The sequence below is a fragment of the Pseudomonas sp. MEJ108 genome (genome assembly GCF_030208985.1).
Classification (GTDB): Bacteria; Pseudomonadota; Gammaproteobacteria; order Pseudomonadales; family Pseudomonadaceae; genus Aquipseudomonas; species Aquipseudomonas fragariae.
The window spans coordinates 231,082-251,272 of record NZ_JARVSW010000014.1 but is presented as its reverse complement, the minus strand read 5'-3'; the positions used below and the strand labels follow the sequence as shown (position 1 = coordinate 251,272).

At 59.1% G+C, this 20,191-nt stretch carries 15 protein-coding genes and 2 pseudogenes; 6 read left to right on the top strand and 11 right to left on the bottom strand.

Annotated features, from left to right (window positions below; translation table 11 throughout):
- Nucleotides 1-211: 211 nt before the first annotated feature.
- Together QRN50_RS08800 and QRN50_RS25830 are read right to left on the bottom strand one after the other, a co-directional pair.
- Entirely contained in the window at nt 212-1,369 is a 1,158-nt protein-coding gene (locus tag QRN50_RS08800) for a methyl-accepting chemotaxis protein (RefSeq protein ID WP_374935900.1), read from the bottom strand.
- Nucleotides 1,361-1,789, bottom strand: a pseudogene (locus QRN50_RS25830) (MCP four helix bundle domain-containing protein); the annotation flags it as partial. The pseudogene QRN50_RS25830 and the gene QRN50_RS08800, both read right to left, overlap by 9 nt.
- Before the next feature lie 260 nt (nt 1,790-2,049).
- On the opposite strand from QRN50_RS25830, the gene QRN50_RS08795 reads away from it, so the two are divergent.
- Nucleotides 2,050-2,481 (top strand): VirK family protein, encoded by a 432-nt coding sequence (locus QRN50_RS08795; RefSeq protein WP_011268056.1) that lies wholly within the window; start codon nt 2,050-2,052, stop codon nt 2,479-2,481.
- A gap of 435 nt (nt 2,482-2,916) precedes the next feature.
- On the opposite strand, the gene QRN50_RS08790 is transcribed toward QRN50_RS08795, so the two are convergent.
- The gene (locus QRN50_RS08790; protein ID WP_096126492.1) at nt 2,917-3,369 is read right to left on the bottom strand and encodes a DUF3237 family protein; all 453 of its coding nucleotides are present in this window, start codon (nt 3,367-3,369) and stop codon (nt 2,917-2,919) included.
- A gap of 402 nt (nt 3,370-3,771) precedes the next feature.
- Here QRN50_RS08790 and QRN50_RS08785 point away from each other — a divergent pair.
- Nucleotides 3,772-4,539 (top strand): annotated as a pseudogene (locus QRN50_RS08785) (C1 family peptidase).
- A 5-nt stretch (nt 4,540-4,544) separates the two neighbouring features.
- On the opposite strand, the gene QRN50_RS08780 reads toward QRN50_RS08785, so the two are convergent.
- Nucleotides 4,545-5,744, bottom strand: coding sequence for a XylR family transcriptional regulator (locus QRN50_RS08780; RefSeq protein WP_003400882.1), 1,200 nt, complete (start codon nt 5,742-5,744; stop codon nt 4,545-4,547).
- A gap of 169 nt (nt 5,745-5,913) precedes the next feature.
- On the opposite strand from QRN50_RS08780, the gene xylA reads away from it, so the two are divergent.
- From xylA to QRN50_RS08760, 4 genes are all read left to right on the top strand, one after another.
- Complete coding sequence (xylA, locus tag QRN50_RS08775; protein ID WP_003400879.1) at nt 5,914-7,230, top strand: xylose isomerase; 1,317 nt, start codon at nt 5,914-5,916, stop codon at nt 7,228-7,230.
- A 133-nt stretch (nt 7,231-7,363) separates the two neighbouring features.
- Nucleotides 7,364-8,365 carry a D-xylose ABC transporter substrate-binding protein gene (gene xylF / locus QRN50_RS08770; RefSeq protein WP_060406588.1) on the top strand — a complete coding sequence of 334 codons (1,002 nt, stop codon included), beginning with the start codon at nt 7,364-7,366 and terminating at the stop codon, nt 8,363-8,365.
- 102 nt (nt 8,366-8,467) lie between these two features.
- Nucleotides 8,468-10,024, top strand: a complete 1,557-nt coding sequence (gene xylG, locus QRN50_RS08765; RefSeq protein ID WP_096126493.1) for a D-xylose ABC transporter ATP-binding protein — start codon at nt 8,468-8,470, stop codon at nt 10,022-10,024.
- The gene (locus tag QRN50_RS08760; RefSeq protein WP_003400873.1) at nt 10,025-11,161 is read left to right on the top strand and encodes a sugar ABC transporter permease; all 1,137 of its coding nucleotides are present in this window, start codon (nt 10,025-10,027) and stop codon (nt 11,159-11,161) included.
- Between the two features lie 33 nt (nt 11,162-11,194).
- On the opposite strand, the gene QRN50_RS08755 is transcribed toward QRN50_RS08760, so the two are convergent.
- The 7 genes from QRN50_RS08755 to QRN50_RS08725 form a co-directional block, all read right to left on the bottom strand.
- A complete protein-coding gene (locus QRN50_RS08755; RefSeq protein WP_003400871.1) occupies nt 11,195-11,629 on the bottom strand; it encodes a RidA family protein in 435 nt (144 codons plus the stop codon).
- 69 nt (nt 11,630-11,698) lie between these two features.
- Nucleotides 11,699-13,282, bottom strand: coding sequence for a flavin monoamine oxidase family protein (locus tag QRN50_RS08750; RefSeq protein WP_096126494.1), 1,584 nt, complete (start codon nt 13,280-13,282; stop codon nt 11,699-11,701).
- 22 nt (nt 13,283-13,304) lie between these two features.
- On the bottom strand, nt 13,305-14,234 hold the full coding sequence (locus QRN50_RS08745) for an ABC transporter substrate-binding protein (RefSeq protein ID WP_024651091.1): 930 nt from the start codon (nt 14,232-14,234) through the stop codon (nt 13,305-13,307).
- 28 nt (nt 14,235-14,262) lie between these two features.
- Nucleotides 14,263-15,048: an amino acid ABC transporter ATP-binding protein gene (locus QRN50_RS08740; RefSeq protein ID WP_011268065.1), complete on the bottom strand. Its 786-nt coding sequence runs from the start codon at nt 15,046-15,048 to the stop codon at nt 14,263-14,265.
- Nucleotides 15,041-16,030: an amino acid ABC transporter permease gene (locus QRN50_RS08735; RefSeq protein WP_058398269.1), complete on the bottom strand. Its 990-nt coding sequence runs from the start codon at nt 16,028-16,030 to the stop codon at nt 15,041-15,043. Before QRN50_RS08735 ends, QRN50_RS08740 begins: the two co-directional genes overlap by 8 nt.
- Before the next feature lie 42 nt (nt 16,031-16,072).
- A complete protein-coding gene (locus tag QRN50_RS08730) occupies nt 16,073-18,520 on the bottom strand; it encodes a TonB-dependent receptor plug domain-containing protein (RefSeq protein ID WP_096126495.1) in 2,448 nt (815 codons plus the stop codon).
- A gap of 572 nt (nt 18,521-19,092) precedes the next feature.
- Nucleotides 19,093-19,761 (bottom strand): DUF3313 domain-containing protein, encoded by a 669-nt coding sequence (locus tag QRN50_RS08725; RefSeq protein WP_003410849.1) that lies wholly within the window; start codon nt 19,759-19,761, stop codon nt 19,093-19,095.
- Nucleotides 19,762-20,191: the final 430 nt, after the last annotated feature.

Sequence of the window (20,191 nt, the reverse complement as noted above, 5' to 3'; positions counted from 1 at the left end):
TGATCGGCAGTGCACAGGTCATGCCCAAAGCCTTGTGCGCCGCCTGGCGATGGCGTGAAGCCCTGCGCCAGGCGCTTTCAAGCTGTTGCGCCAGATGGCGTTTGCGCGGAGTGGCCTGGCTTTGCCGGCGTCAGCGCCAAACACATTGTCGATTCGCTGTTGCACGGACAACAGCGAATCGATGCGGGAACAGGCCTGCTATAGGCGCGTGTTATCCGAGCTTGAATTGCCCCAGGGTGATCGTCAGGTCACTCGCCAGCTCGGCCAGCGACTGGCTGGCGCTGCCGGTCTGGCTGGTGCGCACCGCCGATTGTGCCGACAAGTCACGGATGCGCACCAGGTTGCGATCCACTTCCCGCGCAACCAGTGCCTGCTCCTCGGAGGCGCTGGCGATCACCGTATTGCGCTCATCGATAACCATCACCGAGCTGGCGATGCTGGCCAGCACGGCATTGGCCGACTCGGCCTGTTGTTTGGTGCGTTGCGCCTGTTCGGTACTGACTTCAAGCGCAAGCAGGGTACTTTTGGTGCCCTGCTGGATGTGCCCGACCATGGTTTCGATCTCGCGCGTCGATTCGCTGGTGCGGTGGGCCAGCGCGCGCACCTCGTCGGCGACCACGGCAAAACCCCGTCCGGCATCGCCCGCGCGTGCCGCTTCAATGGCAGCGTTGAGTGCCAGCAGGTTGGTTTGCTCGGACACCGCGCGAATGACATCCAGCACCTTGGTGATATCCAGCGTGCGGGTTGCCAGCGCCTGCGCCTCGACCGACGCCGTGCCCACATTTCGGGTCAGCTCAAGGATCGATTTGACGGTTTGATTGAGCTCTTCCTGACCTTCGCGGGCCGACACCGAAGAGGCTCTGGATTCCACCGAAGTGGTCACCGCATTACGCGCGACTTCATCGACCGCCTGACTCATCTCGGTGACCGCGGTGGCGGCCATTTCTATTTCGCTGTTCTGCACCACCAGATCGGCGTTGCTGTTGACCATCAAGGCGCTCATTTCTTCCGTGGCCGACGCCAACTGGTGAGCGGCATCGCCCACCTGACTCAGGGTCTGGCTCAGATTGCCGCGCATGCGCTCCATCGATTGCAGCAACAGGGCCGCTTCATCAGTGCCCTCACGGTTGATTGCGCTGGGACGCAGGTCGCCCGCGGCAATGGTTTCCGAGCTGTGCAGCGCCTGACTGATCGGCACTGCCAGACTTTTGGTCAGACGCCAGGCAAGCAATACCGTCAGCAACACCGTCAGAAACATGACCCCCTGAGTGACGATCAGGGCGTTTTCATACACCGACGTCGCTGCTGCGCTGGATTCGGCTTCGGAGTCATCATTGATCTTTTCCAGCTTGCCAAGCGCCGTTTCCATACCTTCCGCCATTGCCTTCATCTCGCCCCAGACCAGCGCCCTTCCGGCCTCCGCCTGATTCTCGTTGATCAGCGTATAGACCTTCTCGGCACGCTCGATGTAGCCCTGATAAGTACTCTTCAGCCCCTCGACGAGCGCGCGCTCGTCATCCTCGGTGATCAGCGGGTCGTAGGCCTCTACGGCCTTTTGGAACCCGGCCTTCCTGTCAAGGAACTCGGTGTGAGCCAGAGTCACCTGCGCCATATCATGAGCGGCAAGCATTTTGGCCACCGTCGTGCGGGTTTTCTCGACCGCCAGGGCAATATCGTCACCCAGCGCAATCCCGGGAAGCGCATCGTTTTCTATTTCAAGCGATTGCTCACGAATACCGTGCAATTGCTGAATGCTGAAAATACCAAGCCCGAACACCAGCACCACCATCAACGCAAAGCAGGCGGAGGTCCGCGCGGCTATTTTCAGCTGTCTCAGCATCTTCAATCCCCTTCCCGTGACCGGTGAATAAATTAACTCCGTCATGTCTATCGGCAGAACAGGGCAAAGGATGAAGATGCTCTGAACAGAGAGGTGCCACTGCTATCGTGGGCCCACCTGAATCGAAGCTTATGGTAGGTTTCGCGACGCTCGATAATCGCGAGATGGACGGGTCTTTTCCCCCTTCAGACTGACTTCCTGGAGCTGCCATGAAACATTCCTACGCCGCTGCACTGCTTGCTCTTTCAATGCCAGGCCTCGCTCACGCAGGCGACGCGCTACCCACCTACTCCGCCATTACCCAGGCATTGAATACCGGAGAATCGGTCGCCGTGGTGATCGACCTGGGACAATGCAAATCCTCGATCGCCGGTGCCGAGCCGTCCAAAACCAAAGGCGGCAAACGCATCGATGCCTACCGCATCACCCCCGACGGCACCCTGGCGTTTTCGGACACTCACTTCAGCCTCGATCGCGATAACAAGCCCATCGAGCAATTCATTCGCTATCAGGTACGCTCGAACGGCACAGCCACATTCAGCATGACCACGCTGAATGTTCCTGGCTATCAACAAGTGGGTACGCCGGTGAGTTATGAGTGTGCGATCAGCAAAGGACTGAGCTTTTTTGTCAGCCAGTAAGGTTCACGCCTTAACCGAATAAACCAGATAGATACTCGGCGTGAGCGACAGACCCTCCTCACGCCTTTGACAGTAACGCTCGAGCTGCTTGTCGGGAGACAACATTTCGAGCACTTCAAACCCCTGTGAACTGGCGACTTCGACAAAATGATCGGGATGTAATGAACATGCTTCAACGGCCCCGGATGAAGCCTTTTCACGATGCTTTGCTTGTGCTGCCGAGTACCCTGAGCAACCAGCTCCCACACCCTCAGGCCTGACAAGCCCCCCCCCTCTTCCGGGTGCAAACGAATCAAGCCCTGCTTCTATACATCAATAGAAAAAATAATTTAAATTTCGTTGCGCCGGGCCCGACAGGTGTCGACGACAAGGGTTGCGCCTCGATAAACAAAGCCAACACGTGCTTTCACATCTGCCCGCTTCTGTGAAGGCTCTTTATATCTCGTTAACCTGAAAAATACTGACACGCATGCTGTCATCCCCGGCGTGTATATTTACTCTGCCGACGTACAGGTTTTTCTGCAGGTCATCATGCGCACCGGAAGCAACGCTGAACTGCTTGCTGCACGTGCACCGACAGCGCGATTCGTCCAATGGTGCGCGGTCCGCTTCATCGAAGGCCACGAGCCCCTCTCCAACGACATCTATCTTTATTCCATCGTCAGTCAGCAAGGTGTAGTACAGGCTGAATCGTGCAAGGCTGTCATCCTGGGGCACGAGAAAAAGACTGCCTCCCGGAAGAACCTGCCCCTGCAATCCATCGCCGTTAAATTCTCCTCCCAGTATCTCACCGCTGCTGCGCTGCCCCCGCTGCGGGTTGCAAAGCGCTTGCGGCTTATCGATACGCAGGCGAGCAGTCAGTACTTCATGCAGTTGCATCGTCTCCATCCCCCTACCCCCTTATCTTGCATGCGACGATTGACGTTTCGCCCATAACTGTACCGAGGAGTATGTTTTAGCCCGTGCACCGCACGCTGTCAACTTAAATGTACCCATTGGTACGCTTATCAGGGTGCAGGAGAGGTTCCGCCCAAGCGGTATCGTTTCGCCACTTCCGATAAAAACCCTGGTCCGTGCCATGCGCAAAAAGAGGTGTAAGTGCATTGCATAAGGCCATGTAATGAACTGATTAAAATGGTTTTTACTCAACTAACACCCCTGGCCAACCACGCCTGCCCGGCCAACTCATAGCACACTACGTACTAAATGAATTTTAATCCACGCCTATAAAAAACCTGCTTACATGAGCGATATCAATTTTCCTGACCGTGCCTTACAAGGAGATACGAAATGACCTATACCGTCAAACAGTATGGATGGATTCGCGATCTGCCTGATCATCGCGATCATCTGTATGCCGCCCCGCCCACCGCACTGGCGGCGCTTCCACACAGGGTTGACCTGCGCCCCCATTGCCCGCCTGTATACGATCAGGGCCAACTGGGCAGTTGCACCGCAAACGGTATTGCCGGAGCGATTCAGTTTGATCGCATGAAGCAAAAGCTGACGCCGGCATTCGAACCCTCGCGGTTGTTTATCTATTACAACGAACGGGTTATTGAACATACCGTCGATTCGGACAGCGGCGCGATGATCCGGCACGGCATTAAAAGTGTAGTGAAGCAAGGTGATTGCCCCGAGAAAGAGTGGCCTTATGATATTGAGAAGTTCGCTGTCAAACCTCCGGCAGCCTGCTACAAGGATGCAAGAAAGTACAAGGCGGTGTCTTATCAGAAAGTTGCGCAAAACCTCAACCAGATGAAAGGCTGCCTGGCGGCAGGTTATCCGTTTGTCATTGGTTTTTCCGTCTACGAGAGCTTTGAAAGCAAGAAAGTTGCCAAGACCGGGCATGCCCCAATGCCGGGTCCTCACGAAAAAATGCTGGGAGGGCACTGTGTATTGGCAGTGGGCTACAACGATGCCCATCAGCATTTCATCTTGCGCAACTCATAGGGCGCTGGCTGGGGCATGGAAGGCTACTTCACCCTGCCCTACAGTTATCTGCTGGATGAAAATCTGTCTACCGACTTCTGGACGATCAGGGTCGTGGCTGCCTGACCTTGTCAGGCACTTGAGCATTGCACGGCCGCATTGGCACCCTGCTGGTACTCTCGCGGCGTGCAGCCGAACTCGCGACGAAACACGGTGTGCAGGTATTGCGCAGACCGAAAACCACAATCACGGGCGATCTCGGCAATGGCCAGCCCGGTGTTTTCCAGTCCGTTCGCAGCGGCGGCCAGTTTGAAACGCAGGATCTCGTCATGCACGCTACAGCCCCTTACGCGGCGAAAGTGCGCTTCCAGTGACGAGCGCGAAACGCCCACGTAGGCGGCGACCTGTGCAGTCTTGATACCTTGGCAAGCGTACTGCCGGATAAACAGCAGCGCTTGCATGACATAGGGGTCACCCAAGGGCTGATGCAGACTCGAAGCCTGCACGTTGACAGTATCCGGCGGTATCAGAATGTGCGTACCCGAGGACGGCATGCCGTGCAGCATCTGGTGCAGCAGACGTGCGGCGGTGCGGCCCATCGTGTCGGTACCCTGAACGACCGAACTCAGTGGCACGCGAGTGAGGGTTCTGGTCAACGGATCATTGTCGATGCCGATCAGCGCCACCTGTTCGGGGACGGCAATTCCGGCGGTCAGGCAGGCCTGCAATAGCTGACGAGCGCGGGCGTCGGTCACGGCGATGATGCCGATCGGTTTGGGCAGGCTTTGCAGCCAGGCGATCTGCTGTTCTACCGCGCTGTCCCAGAGCGGCGCGCTGGTGCCCAGGCCACGATAGACCTCGGCGTGCAGGCCGTCGCGCTGCAGCAAGCGGCGAAAGGCCTGCTCGCGCTCCTGGGCCCAGCGATTGGCTTGCGCTTCAGGCAGGCTGAAGCAGGCAAAGCGCGTCAGCCCGGCCTCGATCAAGTGCTCGTAAGCCGCCTTGATCAAGGCGTGATTGTCAGTCGCCACATAAGGAATACCCTTCGGGTAGGCGCGCTCGTCCTGATAGGACCCACCCACCGCTACCACCGGCAGTTTGATCCCGGCCAGTGCCTCGCCGATCAGCGGGTCATCGAAATCGGCAATGATCCCGTCGCCCTGCCAGCGCTCGATGCCTTTCAGGCGACAGAGGAAATCCTCCTCCAGGAACAGGTCCCAGGACACCCGGGTGCTGCTGAGGTAGTTGCCGATACCGCTGATGATGCCGCGGTCATAAATCTTGCTGCCGTTGAACAACAGCGCGATACGGTGAACGGGAGGTACGGTTTTCATTGTTTTTATGCCGATTCGATAAGCACGACGCCGTTGGCCACAGACTAGGCCGCTGACCGGCGAATCTCAACACTCAAAATCGCACTGTGCGTTGACGATTTTCATAATCAGCGCACGCGGGGCCGTTGCTAGTATCCAGACACCGCCAAGAACAATAAGGAAAACGCTCATGCCGTACTTCCCCGACGTCGACAGGGTTCGCTACGAAGGCCCTGACAGCGACTCGCCCCTCGCCTTTCGCCACTATGACGCAGACAAGCTGGTCCTCGGCAAACCCATGCGCGAGCACTTGCGCATGGCGGCCTGCTACTGGCACACCTTCGTATGGCCGGGCGCCGACATGTTCGGTGTCGGCACCTTCAAGCGCCCCTGGCAAGGGTCCGGTGACCCGATGGAACTGGCCATCGGCAAGGCCGAAGCGGCGTTCGAGTTCTTCTCCAAGCTCGGCATCGACTACTACAGCTTCCACGACACCGATGTGGCACCGGAAGGCGCCTCACTGAAGGAGTATCGCCACAACTTCGCGCACATGGTCGATCACCTGGAACGCCATCAGCAACAGAGCGGCATAAAACTGCTGTGGGGCACGGCCAACTGCTTCAGCAACCCGCGCTTCGCCGCAGGCGCTGCCAGCAACCCGGACCCGGAAGTCTTTGCCTACGCCGCGACCCAGGTGTTCAGCGCGATGAATGCCACCCAGCGCCTCAAAGGGTCCAACTACGTGTTGTGGGGCGGTCGTGAAGGCTACGAAACCCTGCTCAATACGGACCTCAAGCGTGAGCGCGAACAACTCGGTCGCTTCATGCGCATGGTCGTTGAACACAAGCACAAGATCGGTTTCAAGGGTGACTTGCTGATCGAGCCCAAGCCACAGGAGCCGACCAAGCATCAGTACGATTACGACAGCGCCACGGTGTTCGGTTTTCTGCAGCAATACGGCCTGGAAAACGAGATCAAGGTCAATATCGAGGCCAACCACGCCACGCTGGCCGGGCACAGCTTCCACCACGAAATCGCCACGGCGGTCTCGCTGGGAATCTTCGGCAGCATCGACGCCAACCGTGGCGACCCACAGAACGGCTGGGACACGGACCAGTTTCCCAACAGCGTCGAAGAGATGACCCTCGCCACCTACGAGATTCTCAAGGCTGGTGGCTTCACCAATGGCGGTTTCAATTTCGACTCGAAAGTGCGTCGCCAGAGCCTCGACGATATCGATCTGTTCCACGGCCACGTCGCCGCGATGGACGTCCTCGCCCTGGCGCTGGAGCGTGCCGCCGCCATGCTGCAGAACGATAAACTCCAGCACTTCAAGGATCAGCGCTACGCCGGCTGGCAGCAGCCTTTCGGGCAATCGGTACTGGCAGGCGAATTCAGCCTTGCCTCGCTCGCCGAACACGCCTTCGCCAACGAGCTGAACCCGCAGGCCGTCAGTGGGCGTCAGGAACTGCTTGAAGGCGTGGTCAACCGCTTTATCTACGCCTGACAGGCTTGGCTGGACGTCGCCGTGACATTCAGGCGACAAATCTTCATACGCGACGTCCGGCAACGCTCTACAGTTCTATCGGTATCACCCACAGTCAAGCAGTGTCTCAAACAACAATAAAAGGACGCACCCTATGAACACCCTGAAACGTACGCTGCTCGCCAGCGCGCTGGCCTTGCTGTCCCTGCCGGTGATGGCTGACTCTGCGCACCCGAAAATAGGTTTTTCCATTGATGACCTGCGTCTGGAACGCTGGTCACGCGACCGTGATTACTTCGTTGCGGCGGCGGAAAAGCTCGACGCCAAGGTCTTCGTGCAATCAGCGGATGCCAATGAACAGAAACAGATCTCGCAGATAGAAAACCTCATCTCTCGCGGCGTCGATGTGATCGTCATCGTGCCGTTCAACGCCACCGTGCTGACCAACGCCGTTGCCGAGGCCAAGAAGGCCGGGATCAAGGTGGTGTCGTATGACCGGCTGATCCTCAATGCCGATATCGACGCGTACATTTCCTTCGATAACGAAAAAGTCGGCGAGATGCAGGCCAACGGCGTGCTGAAAGCAGCGTCCAAGGGCAATTACTTCCTGCTGGGCGGCGCGCCCACCGACAACAACGCCAAGATTCTGCGCGAAGGCCAGATGAAGGCGCTGCAACCGGCTATCGACAGAGGTGATATCAAGATCGTCGGCCAGCAGTGGGTAAAGGAGTGGAACCCTACCGAAGCCCTGAGCATTGTTGAAAACGCCCTGACGCGTAATAACAACAAGATCGATGGCATCGTCGCCTCCAACGACGCCACTGCCGGCGGCGCGATTCAGGCCCTCGCCGCACAGAAACTGGCCGGCAAAGTCCCTATCTCGGGTCAGGACGCGGACCTCGCGGCGGTCAAGCGGGTCATCGATGGCACGCAGACCATGACTGTCTACAAGCCGCTGAAACTGATTGCCACGGAAGCCGCCAAGCTCTCTGTGCAACTGGCACGCAATGAGAAACCCGATTTCAGCTCGAAATACGACAACGGCAGCAAACAAGTCGACACCATCCTGCTGACGCCTACAGCGTTGACCAAGGACAACATCGACCTGCTGGAGAAAGACGGGTTCTATACCAAGGCGCAGATTGACGGGCAATGAGCCTCGATCGTTGATACGTCGCTGAAAGCCAGAGCACGACCCTGCGGTTTAGCCGGGTCGCCGCTCAGGGCAAGCCTTCACACCTTCGTAGAGCCCTGCGCCATGTCTGACTACCTGTTGCAAATGAACGGCATCGTCAAATCCTTTGGCGGTGTAAAAGCGCTCAACGGCATCGATATCACAGTGAAGCCCGGCGAGTGCGTCGGCCTGTGCGGCGAGAACGGCGCGGGCAAATCCACCTTGATGAAAGTCCTGTCGGCGGTCTATCCCTACGGCACCTGGGAGGGCGAAATCCTGTGGGACGGCCAACCGCTCAAGGCACAGTCGATCAGTGAAACGGAAGCGGCCGGGATCGTCATCATCCATCAGGAACTGACGCTGGTCCCGGACCTGTCGGTGGCCGAAAACATTTTTATGGGCCACGAGCTGACGCTCCCCGGCGGGCGCATGAATTACCCGGCCATGATGCACCGCGCCGAGTCGCTGATGCGTGAACTCAAAGTGCCTGACATGAACGTGGCGCTGCCGGTTTCGCAGTATGGCGGCGGCTACCAGCAACTGGTGGAAATCGCCAAGGCGCTGAACAAGAAGGCGCGCCTGTTGATTCTCGACGAGCCCTCCTCGGCCCTGACCCGCTCCGAAATCGAGGTGTTGCTGGACATCATTCACGAGCTGAAGGCCAAGGGGGTCGCGTGCGTGTACATCTCGCACAAACTCGATGAGGTGGCCGCCGTGTGCGACACCGTTTCCGTCATCCGCGACGGCAAACATATCGCCACCACTGCAATGGCGGACATGGACATTCCAAAGATCATCACCCAGATGGTCGGACGCGAAATGAGCAACCTCTACCCCACCGAGCCGCATGATGTCGGCGAGGTGATTTTCGAAGCGCGGCATATCACCTGCTACGACGTCGATAACCCCAGGCGCAAGCGCGTCGACGACGTGTCATTCCTCCTCAGGCGCGGGGAAATCCTCGGCATCGCCGGGCTGGTGGGCGCGGGCCGTACCGAACTGGTATCCGCCCTGTTCGGCGCCTACCCCGGTCGGTACAGCGGTGAAGTGTGGCTGAATGGCCAGGCGATCGACACGCGCACGCCGCTCAAATCGATCCGCGCCGGCGTGTGCATGGTCCCTGAAGACCGCAAGCGCCAGGGCATCATTCCGGACCTGGGCGTCGGCCAGAACATCACCCTCGCGGTCCTCGACAGCTACTCGAACATGACCCGCATCGACGCTGAAGCCGAACTGGGCAGTATCGACCGGGAAATCTCGCGCATGCACCTCAAGACCGCCAGCCCGTTTTTGCCAATCACCAGCCTGTCAGGCGGCAATCAGCAGAAAGCCGTGCTGGCGAAGATGCTGCTCACCCGCCCGCGCGTTCTGATTCTCGACGAGCCTACCCGCGGCGTCGATGTCGGTGCCAAGTACGAGATCTACAAGCTGATGGGCGCGCTGGCAGCCGAGGGCGTGTCGATCATCATGGTGTCTTCGGAGCTGGCCGAAGTGCTGGGCGTGTCCGACCGTGTGCTGGTGATTGGCGACGGCCAGTTGCGCGGCGACTTCATCAACCATGACCTGACTCAGGAGCAGGTCCTCGCCGCTGCACTCAGCCACTCCGATGCCCCTCACAATAATGCCCGGAAGACCGCGTAGATGAACCAGGTCAAACAATTCTTTACCCGCTACAAAATGCTCGCGCTGGTGATTGCCATCGCCGTTATCTGGCTGTTCTTCAGCTGGCAGACCGAGGGCGGCTTCCTCACCCCGCGCAACTTGTCCAACCTGCTGCGCCAGATGTCCATTACCGGGATTCTGGCCTGCGGCATGGTGCTGGTGATCATCAGCGGCGAGATTGACCTGTCGGTAGGCTCATTGCTTGGCCTGCTCGGTGGCCTGGCGGCGATTCTGGATGTCGTTTACCACGTCCCGCTACTGGCAAACCTGAGTGTGGTGGCCCTGTGCGGCCTGATGATCGGCCTGGCCAACGGCTATATGACCGCCTACCTGCGGATCCCCTCGTTCATCGTCGGGCTGGGTGGCATGCTGGCGTTTCGCGGCGTTCTGCTGGGGATCACTGGCGGCACGACCATCGCCCCGGTGTCGCCGTCGCTGGTCTATATCGGCCAGGGCTATCTGCCACATGCGGTCGGCACCGGGCTCGGGATTCTGCTGCTGGCGCTGACGCTGTTCCTGACCTGGAAACAACGGCGCAACAGAGCGCTGCACGGCCTGGCAGCGCATTCGCTGATTCGTGATGTGTTGCGTGTGGTGTTGATCGGCGCCGTGCTGGGCGGCTTTGTCTATGTGCTCAACAGCTACGACGGAATCCCTGTTCCAGTGTTGCTGTTGCTGGTCCTGCTCGGCGTATTCAGCTACGTCACCAGCCAGACGGTATTCGGACGCCGCGTCTACGCCGTCGGCAGCAACATGGAGGCCACGCGCCTGTCCGGCATCAACGTACAGGCCGTGAAGCTATGGATCTTCGGCATCATGGGCGTGATGTGCGCGTTCGCCGGGCTGGTCAATACAGCACGCCTGGCCGCCGGCTCACCCTCGGCAGGCAACATGGGCGAACTCGACGCCATCGCCGCATGCTTCATCGGCGGCACATCGATGCGCGGTGGTTCAGGCACTGTCTACGGCGCCCTGCTCGGCGCACTGGTGATTACCAGTCTCGACAACGGCATGTCGATGCTCGACGTCGACAGTTACTGGCAGATGATCGTCAAGGGCGGCATTCTGGTGCTGGCGGTATGGGTGGACGTGAGTACCCGCGCCGGGCGGCGCTGATCGCTGCCCGACACGCAAGCTGACAGCGCGCGATCAAGCCGGTCTGGCCGCTATCGCTTCGACCTCGATCAACGCGCCAGGCAATGGCAGCGCCACCACCTGCAACGCCGTGCGCGCGGGTTTGAGAGGTTGTTCCGGCGTGCCGAAAAATTGCGTGTAACCGGCCTGCAGCCCGGCAAAATCCAGCTTGCCGGCGGTTTCCTCGGCACCGACCAGAAATACCCGCAACTGTACGATATCGCCCAGATCGAGGTCCTGTTGCTGAAGGATTCTGCGCAGTTTGTTGAATACCGAAACGGTCTGTACTTCGGTGTTGCCATAGGCTGCCGGCGTACCCGCCGGAGCCTGCGGGTCGGCAAGGTCAGGCAAGGTGCCGCTGACGAATACCAGGCTGGTCGAGGCTGGCACTGTCACGGTTTGCGAGATCGGAAAATCGCCGACGCTGGTGCGTTGAATGCTGTCGCTCATGGTGTCTCTCCTTCAATGGAAATTCAGGAATAAGGGTTACGTAAAACGACGGGGTCGTGCAGTTGCACGTCATGACGCGGCAAGGGTCGAAATCTGCCGCAATTGCGTCACTCGCTCGGCCAGTTGCGCCACCACATGTCGCGCCGAGTTGGCCGCCGACTCCTGCCAGATGCCGACTCCGCTTTGCACCAGTCCGTCACCGGCGAAGTACACACGACCATGGGGCTCGTCCAGCAACGCACTGGCAGCGGCCGGAAAATGTTCGCGTTGCAACCAAGGGCCTTCGCTGTAAGGGATCTGCTCCCAGGACACGGCCAGCGGGTTGCGCAACTGCCGCGAATACCCTGGATGCAGCAGCTCTACCGCTTCTCTGGAAGCAGCGTATTGTGTGTCGAACGGTTGCGCACCGAACGCAGCGGCCCCCTCCCCGGTTACATAACCCGCCACCAGCAGGCCTCCACGGGTGTTCAAATCGTTACTGGGATACCACAACAGCCGCGCCGGATGGTCGATCCAGGACAACCCGCCGTAGATGCGGTAGTCGGTTTCCCAAAAACGCGGAGATTGCCAGGCCACCTTGGTCGCCTGATCGTTGCGAGTGCTGAGCAAGGCCGCCTTGACCGGCTCACTGAAATCGGTGTCCAGTCTGGCCAGCAAGGGCAGTGGCAGGGTTGACACCAGATAGTCGGCGCGCACCACATGCTCGCGACCGCTGTATCTGTCGTGATAGGTAACTGCCACGCCGTCTTCCAGTTGACGAATCTGCCGTACCTGCGCGCCCAGTTGCACCTGGTCGGTGAGGCGCTGGTAAAAGGCGTCGGTGATCCGGTCCATGCCACCGACCGGTTGAAACATGGTCGCGGAAAACTCGGGAAACTCGGTGTGCAGCAGTGCGCCCCACAATTCGGGGTGCAGCAAGCGATCCAGCGCCACCGGTTGCGCACTGGTCGGCAAGGCTCCCGGATGAGAAAGTGACGTCCGATGGCCGGAGCGCAGGCTGCCCTCGTACGCCAGCTCCTGCGAAAGGTCGCCATACACCTGCAAGAACGCCAACAGCCGCTGACGCTCTTCGCCGCTCAACACATCGTCCAGCGCGTCGCGCTGCACCGCCTTGGCCAGCAAACCGGAAAGATGGCCACGGGCATCATTGATCGCCTGGCCGACAGTGAACGCGGGGCGTTGCAGGTCCGGGCGTACCTGTGCTCCATGGCTGCTGTTGACCAGTACTTCAAGCGGCACACCCAGTTCACTGCAGTAGTCGAGCAACGTCCGATGCTGGCTGGGAATGCGCGCCGGACCGGCATTGAAATACACCCCTGAATCGAAGTTTGCGGTCTGTGAGCGGCCGTCCTTGTACTCCACCCGATCGCCGTTGCGCAGCGTCCAGTTACGGCCACCCACTCGATCACGGGCTTCCAGCACTTGCACGGCAAAACCTGCGCGCTTCAGTTCCAGTGCCGTGACCAGCCCGGCAATGCCTGCCCCCAGCACCAGCACGCGAGTGCCCTGCCCCAGACCGTCGCCGAGTTTCAGAGGCTGTGGCCGTCGATGCGATGAAGGCCCCAGCCCCAGTACCGCAAGCGCATCCTTGACGGCGGTCTCGCCGCCCACGGCAGCGATACTGGAAAGCGCTTCACGTCGTGTCAGTCCCATATCGTTTGCTCCCTTCAACGCGTCAGTCCGGCAAGCCGGGCGGGTTGATCAACGACTTGTCGACGCGCTCCACATCCAGCCCCCAGCGTTTGAGCACCTGCTCGTACTGGCCGCCGGCAATCGCTCCTTCCAGGGCGGTGTGAATAGGCCTGACCAGGCCGTTGTCCTTGCGCGTGGTCACGGCGATATCCGCCTGCAGCGGCCAGCCGCCATTGACCGTGCCTACCCGCTTGATGCCGCCAGTAATCGCGGCCGAATAGGCATATATCGAATTGGGCCCGAACAGCGCATCACTGCGACCCGACTGAATGGCAAGTTGTGCGGCCGCCTGATCATCGAAGTACTGCAACAGCGCAGGCTTGATACCGGCCTTTTCATTCGCTTCGTTCCACGCCAGCAGAACCTTTTCCTGATTGGTGCCGGAGCCGACGATAATTTTCAGCCCGGCAATGTCCGACGCCTGTTTTATCTCGCTGATTTTGCTGTTGGCTTTCACGTAGAAGCCCAGGACGTCCTGACGGTAAGTGGCGAAATCGAAGCGTTTCTTGCGTGCTTCAGTGACTGTGACATTGCTGATCACCGCGTCGTATTTTCCCGAACTGACGCCCAGCGGCCAGTCCTCCCAACTGGTCTGCACCACGTTCAATTGCAAGCCCAGGCTATCCGCTACCAGTTGCGCGGTATCGGCCTCGCTGCCGATAGTGGTTTTGTCGTCGTTGGCCAGCAGCGCCAACGGTGGCCCCGCAACACCGGAGACGGCCACGGTGAACTTGCCAGGCTGGGCGAACTTGAAGCCCGCCGGGATCTGTGCGATGGCCGCCTCGTTACGCGGCACATGAATGCGTGGCCGGTCGGGACTCAGATCGACCGGTTGCGCGGTCGACGCCAACGTATTGTGGGCGACGCTGACAGCTAGCGTCAGCAAGGCCACACGGGCGCTATTGATGAACATCAGTGGTCACTCCTTGATAGCGGGAAAGTCATAGCACCTTGCCGAGAAAGGCAGCCGTGCGAGGATGTCGAGGTTGATGGAACACCTGTTCCGGCGGCCCCTGCTCGATCAGTCGGCCCTCGCAGAGAAACACGACATGGTCTGCCACCTCACGGGCGAAGCCGATTTCATGAGTGACCACCACCAGCGTGACGCCCAACTGCGTCAGGCCCTTGATGACGTCCAGCACCTCGCCGACCAGCTCGGGGTCAAGGGCTGAGGTGGGCTCATCGAACAACAGGACCTTGGGGTCCAGCGCAAGCGCGCGGGCGATGGCGACACGCTGTTGCTGACCACCGGAAAGCTGGCGCGGGTACGCATCTGTCTTGTCTGCCAGACCAACCCTGGCGAGCAGTTCACTTGCCCTGGCCCGGGCCTCGGACTTGCTCCAGCGTTTGTGGGCCAAAGGCGCCTCGGCGATGTTTTCCCAGGCAGTGAGGTGCGCGAACAGGTTGAAATTCTGGAACACGAAGCCGACCTCGATCCGCCGCTTGAGAATCTCGCGCTCCTTGAGTTCATAGAGCAGGTCGCCCTTGCGACGATAGCCAACGTAATCACCGTCGATGGTGATGTACCCGCTGTCGATCTTTTCCAGGTGGTTGATAGTGCGCAGCAGCGTGGACTTGCCGGAACCGGAAGGACCGAGTATCACCGTGACCTTGCCCGGCTCGATGCTCAGGTCGATGTCCTTGAGCACCTGCTGGCTGCCAAAGCGCTTGCCCACGCCCTGAATCTGAATGCGCCCTGCGCGCACTGGCGTGGAGGCCTCACTCATGGTGCTTCTCCCCGGAAGCGCTGGCATGGAGCCAGCCGCGCAGGCGCTGCAAGGGTGTCGGCGGCAGTACACGTGCCGAGCCACGGGCAAAGTGGCGTTCGACGTAATACTGGGCACTGGTCAGCACCGTAGTGATGATCAGGTACCAGACGGTGGCCACGATCAGCAACGGAATCACTGCCTGGGTGCGGTTGTAGATGACCTGCACGGTGTAGAACAGCTCCGGCAAGGCCAGCACGTAAACAATGGATGTTCCCTTGACCAGACCGATGATCTCGTTAAAACCCGAAGGCAGAATCGAGCGCAACGCCTGGGGCAGAATGATCCGGAAAATCCGCCGCGACGCAGGCAGGCCAAGTGCCGCAGCAGCTTCATGCTGACCGGCATCGACACCGATCAGCCCGCCACGAATGATTTCTGCGGTATAGGCCGACTGCATCAGGCTCAAGCCCAGTACCGCAACGGTGAACTGACTGAGCACGTCCACCGTCGACCACTCGGCGAAGACCAGTTGGGTGAACGGCACCCCGAGTACGATGTGGTCGTACAGGTAGGCGAAGTTGTAGAGGATGATCAACACCAACAGCGCAGGCATCGAGCGGAAAAACCAGATGTAGCCCCAGGCCAGTGCCGCCAGCAGCGGCGAGCCGGACAGGCGCGCCAACGCCAGCGCCGTGCCGAGAATGATGCTGAACAGCGTGCTGAGCAACGTCAACAGAAGCGTCTGCGCAAGGCCGCGCAGCACCGATGGCGAGAAGAACCACTGGCCGAAGACGCCCCACTCCCAGCGCGGGTTGGTCGCCAGCGAGTGCACAATGGCCAGCAGCACAAGCGCCGCGAATATCGACCCGATCCAGCGACCGGGATGCCGGGCGGGAACGACCTGAAACGCCTTTATCGGCGGCGGTGCTACGCGGCTCTGAGGAAGCGGATAATGACTGGGCTCATCAATGAAGTCATAGGGTTTGGCGACAATGGGCATGGTGGTTCCTCGCACGCAATATTGAGTTGTCAGGTGCTGGCCTTAAAAGGCGTAAGTCAGCCGGGTGTAGTAATAGCCGCCAGTAAAACCGTAGGGCGAATAGGTGCCGTAGCTGCTGACCATGGTGCTGCTGGGAATCCCCTCCTTTTTGGGATAGACGTCGAACAGGTTCTTGGCCCCGACGGCGACGTTGAGGTTTTTGCTGAGGTTGTAGCCAAGGTCCAGATCGGTGATCCATTTGGTGCCGTACACCCGGTCCAGATCACGATTGGCTGAGGAATTGACCTCCTTGTAAGCGCCGTAGCGGGTCAGCGCCAGATTCAGGTTGAAGCGCTCGATACTCCAGTCACCGCCCAGAATCAGCTTGGTGCGCGGCTGCACACCGGTGATCAGATTGCGCGCTTCGCGGTCCATCAGTTCATAGGACGTACCGAGAATCGAGGTGGATTCCTTGTGGCTGAGGATCTTCGTCTGGTTCCAGTTGAACGCCGCCGTCCACTTCAATGCCCCGTACGGCCCCAGGTCCTGACTGTAATTGCTGACCAGGTCCAACCCCTTGGTACGGGTGTCGGCACCGTTGATGAAGTACTGGCCACCCGACGTCGAGTCGATGCCATTGTTGAGCAGCACCTGCGTGACCTCATCGCCCAGCAAGGTGCCGGTCAGCGTGATGCGCTCACGCAAATTGATCACGTAGGCGTCGGCGGTCAGCGTGAGGCGCTCGGTCGGTGTGAGCGTGAAACCCAGGCTGAAGTTGGTCGAGCGCTCCGGTTTGAGGTCCTCCGCGCCCAGCGCCTTCGCGGCCCCCGACCCGGTCGGCAACACGCCGTAGTTGATGGACTGATAGACCCCGTCCACCACGCCATACGTGGTCGAGCGCGCACTGAACAGGCTATTTGCCAGAGACGGTGCACGGAAGCCATTGCTGACAGTGGCACGTACGGCGAATTGGGGAGTGAAATCGTAACGCGTGGTCAGCTTGCCGCTGCGGGTCGCGCCCACGCCCTGATTGTAATGCTCGTAGCGAAATGCGCTGCCAACGTACCAGTCCGGTACAGGGTTGAAGCCCACGTCGACATAACTGGCGACACTGTTACGCGAGGCGCTGTTTTCTTCGTCAGGGGAAATACCGTTGGTGACTTGCGCTCCGGAAGACGCGCAGTTGCCCGGCGCAATGCAGTAGCCGCCATTGGCATAGGATTCATAGTCACCGGCCTGCACCTCGTACGTCTCACGCCGATGCTCGAGGCCATAGGACACATCCAGAGGCTTTTGCAGACCGATGTCGAAGCCGCGCTTGAAGTCCAGATTGGTGGTCAGTTCGGTGGATATCCACGTGCCGGAAGTAAAGCGGTTGGGTGTGGCTTCACCCAGGGACGGGTTCTGATTGTGCGTAGTGCCCTGCTCGGCTTCGTCGCGTCCGTAGGTGCTGGACAGGTCCCATTCCCACTCGCCAACGGTGCCCTTGCCGCCCAATGCTGCCTGGAAATCGTCTTCATCGATGTACCAGGTCGGCGTGTATCCCGCCGGGTATCCGTTAGGCCCGGTGGTAATGGTATTGGTGATGGTCGGCAGACGAAAATTTTGCCCCTGCTCGGCTTTACGACGTGAATACGTGGTGAAGGAGTACAGGCTCAGACTGCCATCGATGGGCAGTTCGGCGTTGTACCCCAGGGTCAGCAGATTAGTCTTTGGCGTGCCGTAGCCGCCATACGTGGACTTGCCCGCCAGGTCATAGGCCTGCTCGTAACTGTAACCATTGGCGCTGGCCTTGTTGTCATCATTCTGGCTGCGGGCGTCCAGCGCCAGTTGCACAATGCCCCCGTCGCCGATCTCGAACCCCTTGTTGAGGCTTTGCTGCACAGTCTGCTTCTTGCCGTCATAGCCGAGCCCGGCATTGGTCACCGAGGTACCACTGGTGTCAGCCTTGAGGATGACGTTGATGACCCCTGCAATCGCATCGGAACCGTATTGGGCCGCTGCGCCATCGCGCAGGACTTCAACATGGTCGATGGCGCTGATGGGGATCAGGTCCAGGTCCGCAGGGGCAGCCCCGGTATTGATGCCGTTGATGTTCAGGGTGGCGCTGGTGTGACGGCGTTTGCCATTGACCAGCACCAGCACTTCGGCGGCGCTCAGACCCCGCAAGTTGGGCGCACGGGCAATGCCGCTGGCGTCCCAGCCGGTTTTTTCCGGCAGGGTCAGCGATGGAATCACAGCGCTCAGGGCTTCCATCAGTCCGGGCTTGCCGGTGCTCTGTAACTGTCTGGCGCTGACCACATCGATCGGCACCGGGCTGCTGGTGACCGTGCGTTGCTCGGCACCGCGATTACCGGTGACCACCACAGTGGACAAGGTACGCGGGTCGTCGGTGTTGTTTTCCTGGGCTCTTATGGTCCCTGACAGCAACATGCCCCCTATCGCCAAGGCCAATGGGCAGTAGCCCATTGCAGCAGTCGATACCCGGGCACGTTGTAAGGCTTGTTTCATACCCACTCCAGACATGGCTGTCATCGCAGCCACACATCCAAATCGCGAAATCGGACACTTCCCGCTGTCTTGAGGACGGCGCGGCATGCACGGTTTTAAAAGTGATCAACGACATGCAGGAAAGCCTGCGGCCGGGCTTGGCACTTAGCGGTCTGAACGAACTAGCTGTGAGGCGAGTAGTCGGTGCGGAGCAGTGGCAAGGCGATGCGCCTGTCAATGACAGGGCGAGAGAAGTAAAGGCAACGGCAGGATTGAACAGGCAACATACGTTGAACTCCCTTCCAACGATTCTGCACCGAGGTCAGCGTTTCAGCGCCCCTGTCACACTGCGCAGGCTGGCGGCATGACACACAGAATCTTGATCACGATTGGTACCATCCGAGGTAAGGGGTAGGCTGTTGAAACCAAACATAACGGAATCAATTTCGAAAATATAATTCTATTTGGTCATAAGCTAATATTATTATTTCTGATCTAAATTAAATCTAATTATTTAAAAATAACATTTTCTGCATGAGAAATTTTCCAGATCGAAAAGCCCGGTTATCAAGCCGGGCTTCACGCCACATTGCCTACTTCGAGAGCAGAAGCTCGACCAGCTCGTCCGCCCCTCTCGAAATGCCGGCCTGCGCCGCCGACAGACTTCCGAAGGTTGAGCCGATGTCATAGACCTTCGGATACTGCCGGGTGACATAGGACGCCAGCAGTTGCGAAGTGGACGCGTCGTAGATCTCGACGGCATAACTCACGGAGCCGGTAAAAGTCCCCTTACGATCTCGGGCCGCCTGAACCAGGTTATAAGAGCCCATGCCGATATCGAATCTGGAGAACGTCGACAGCCCGGCGACAGTGGTCTCGGCCCCGGTCAGCGTGAGGCGAATCCTCAACGTACCGCGCCCCGGCGTGGCGGTGAATCGGAAGTGTCGCCCCAAGGCCTCGGAGAACTTGACCGTCATGTCGTTGGCCAGGGTTATGCGGTCCTTGCGCTCCAGCCCGGAAAACTGGGCATCCACTCCCGTGTAAATCACCACGGGCTCAAGCATGATTTGATCGTATTTATTCCAGTTGACTGCGGTGGTGTATTTAAACGGTATACGCCCGGTACTGTCCTGCTCGTTAGGCCGCATTTCGAGCGAGGACTCTATGCCCGAGTAAGGGGACGGTTCGTGGCTGGCACACCCCGCGGCCAGAAATCCCAACAACAGAAGCACGGACACCTTCATCTGTTTAACGTAGTGCATGGGCAATTCTCCAGCGTGATCAGGTTATTGATATTCAAACGCTCACCGTCCATCAGGCACGCCTGCAGGCAACGCGCTTGAACAGCATTGTTTGTAGTGAAAATCTCTCAGTTACCTGTTGCGGGCTATCCACAAACGGCGATACCGCATTGCACGGCATTCAATCGTTCGCTATCTGTTGACACTGAAAGATGACTAATTCCGTTTGGGCTTTGCCGTCGCTCGTAGCGAAACCGGCAACGCCAAAACTGTACCAAGGTGTATACTTTTAGACGTTTGCAGAGCGCTCGTCAATCTAAAATGTACACATCGGTATACTTTTGATGGCTTCGAGATCATTGACCTGGAAAGACAGGCAGCGTGTCAGGTAAGTGGGAGCTAAACCCCCCTTGGATCGGTAGTACTCGAAACCCAAGGCCCGGATGAACGC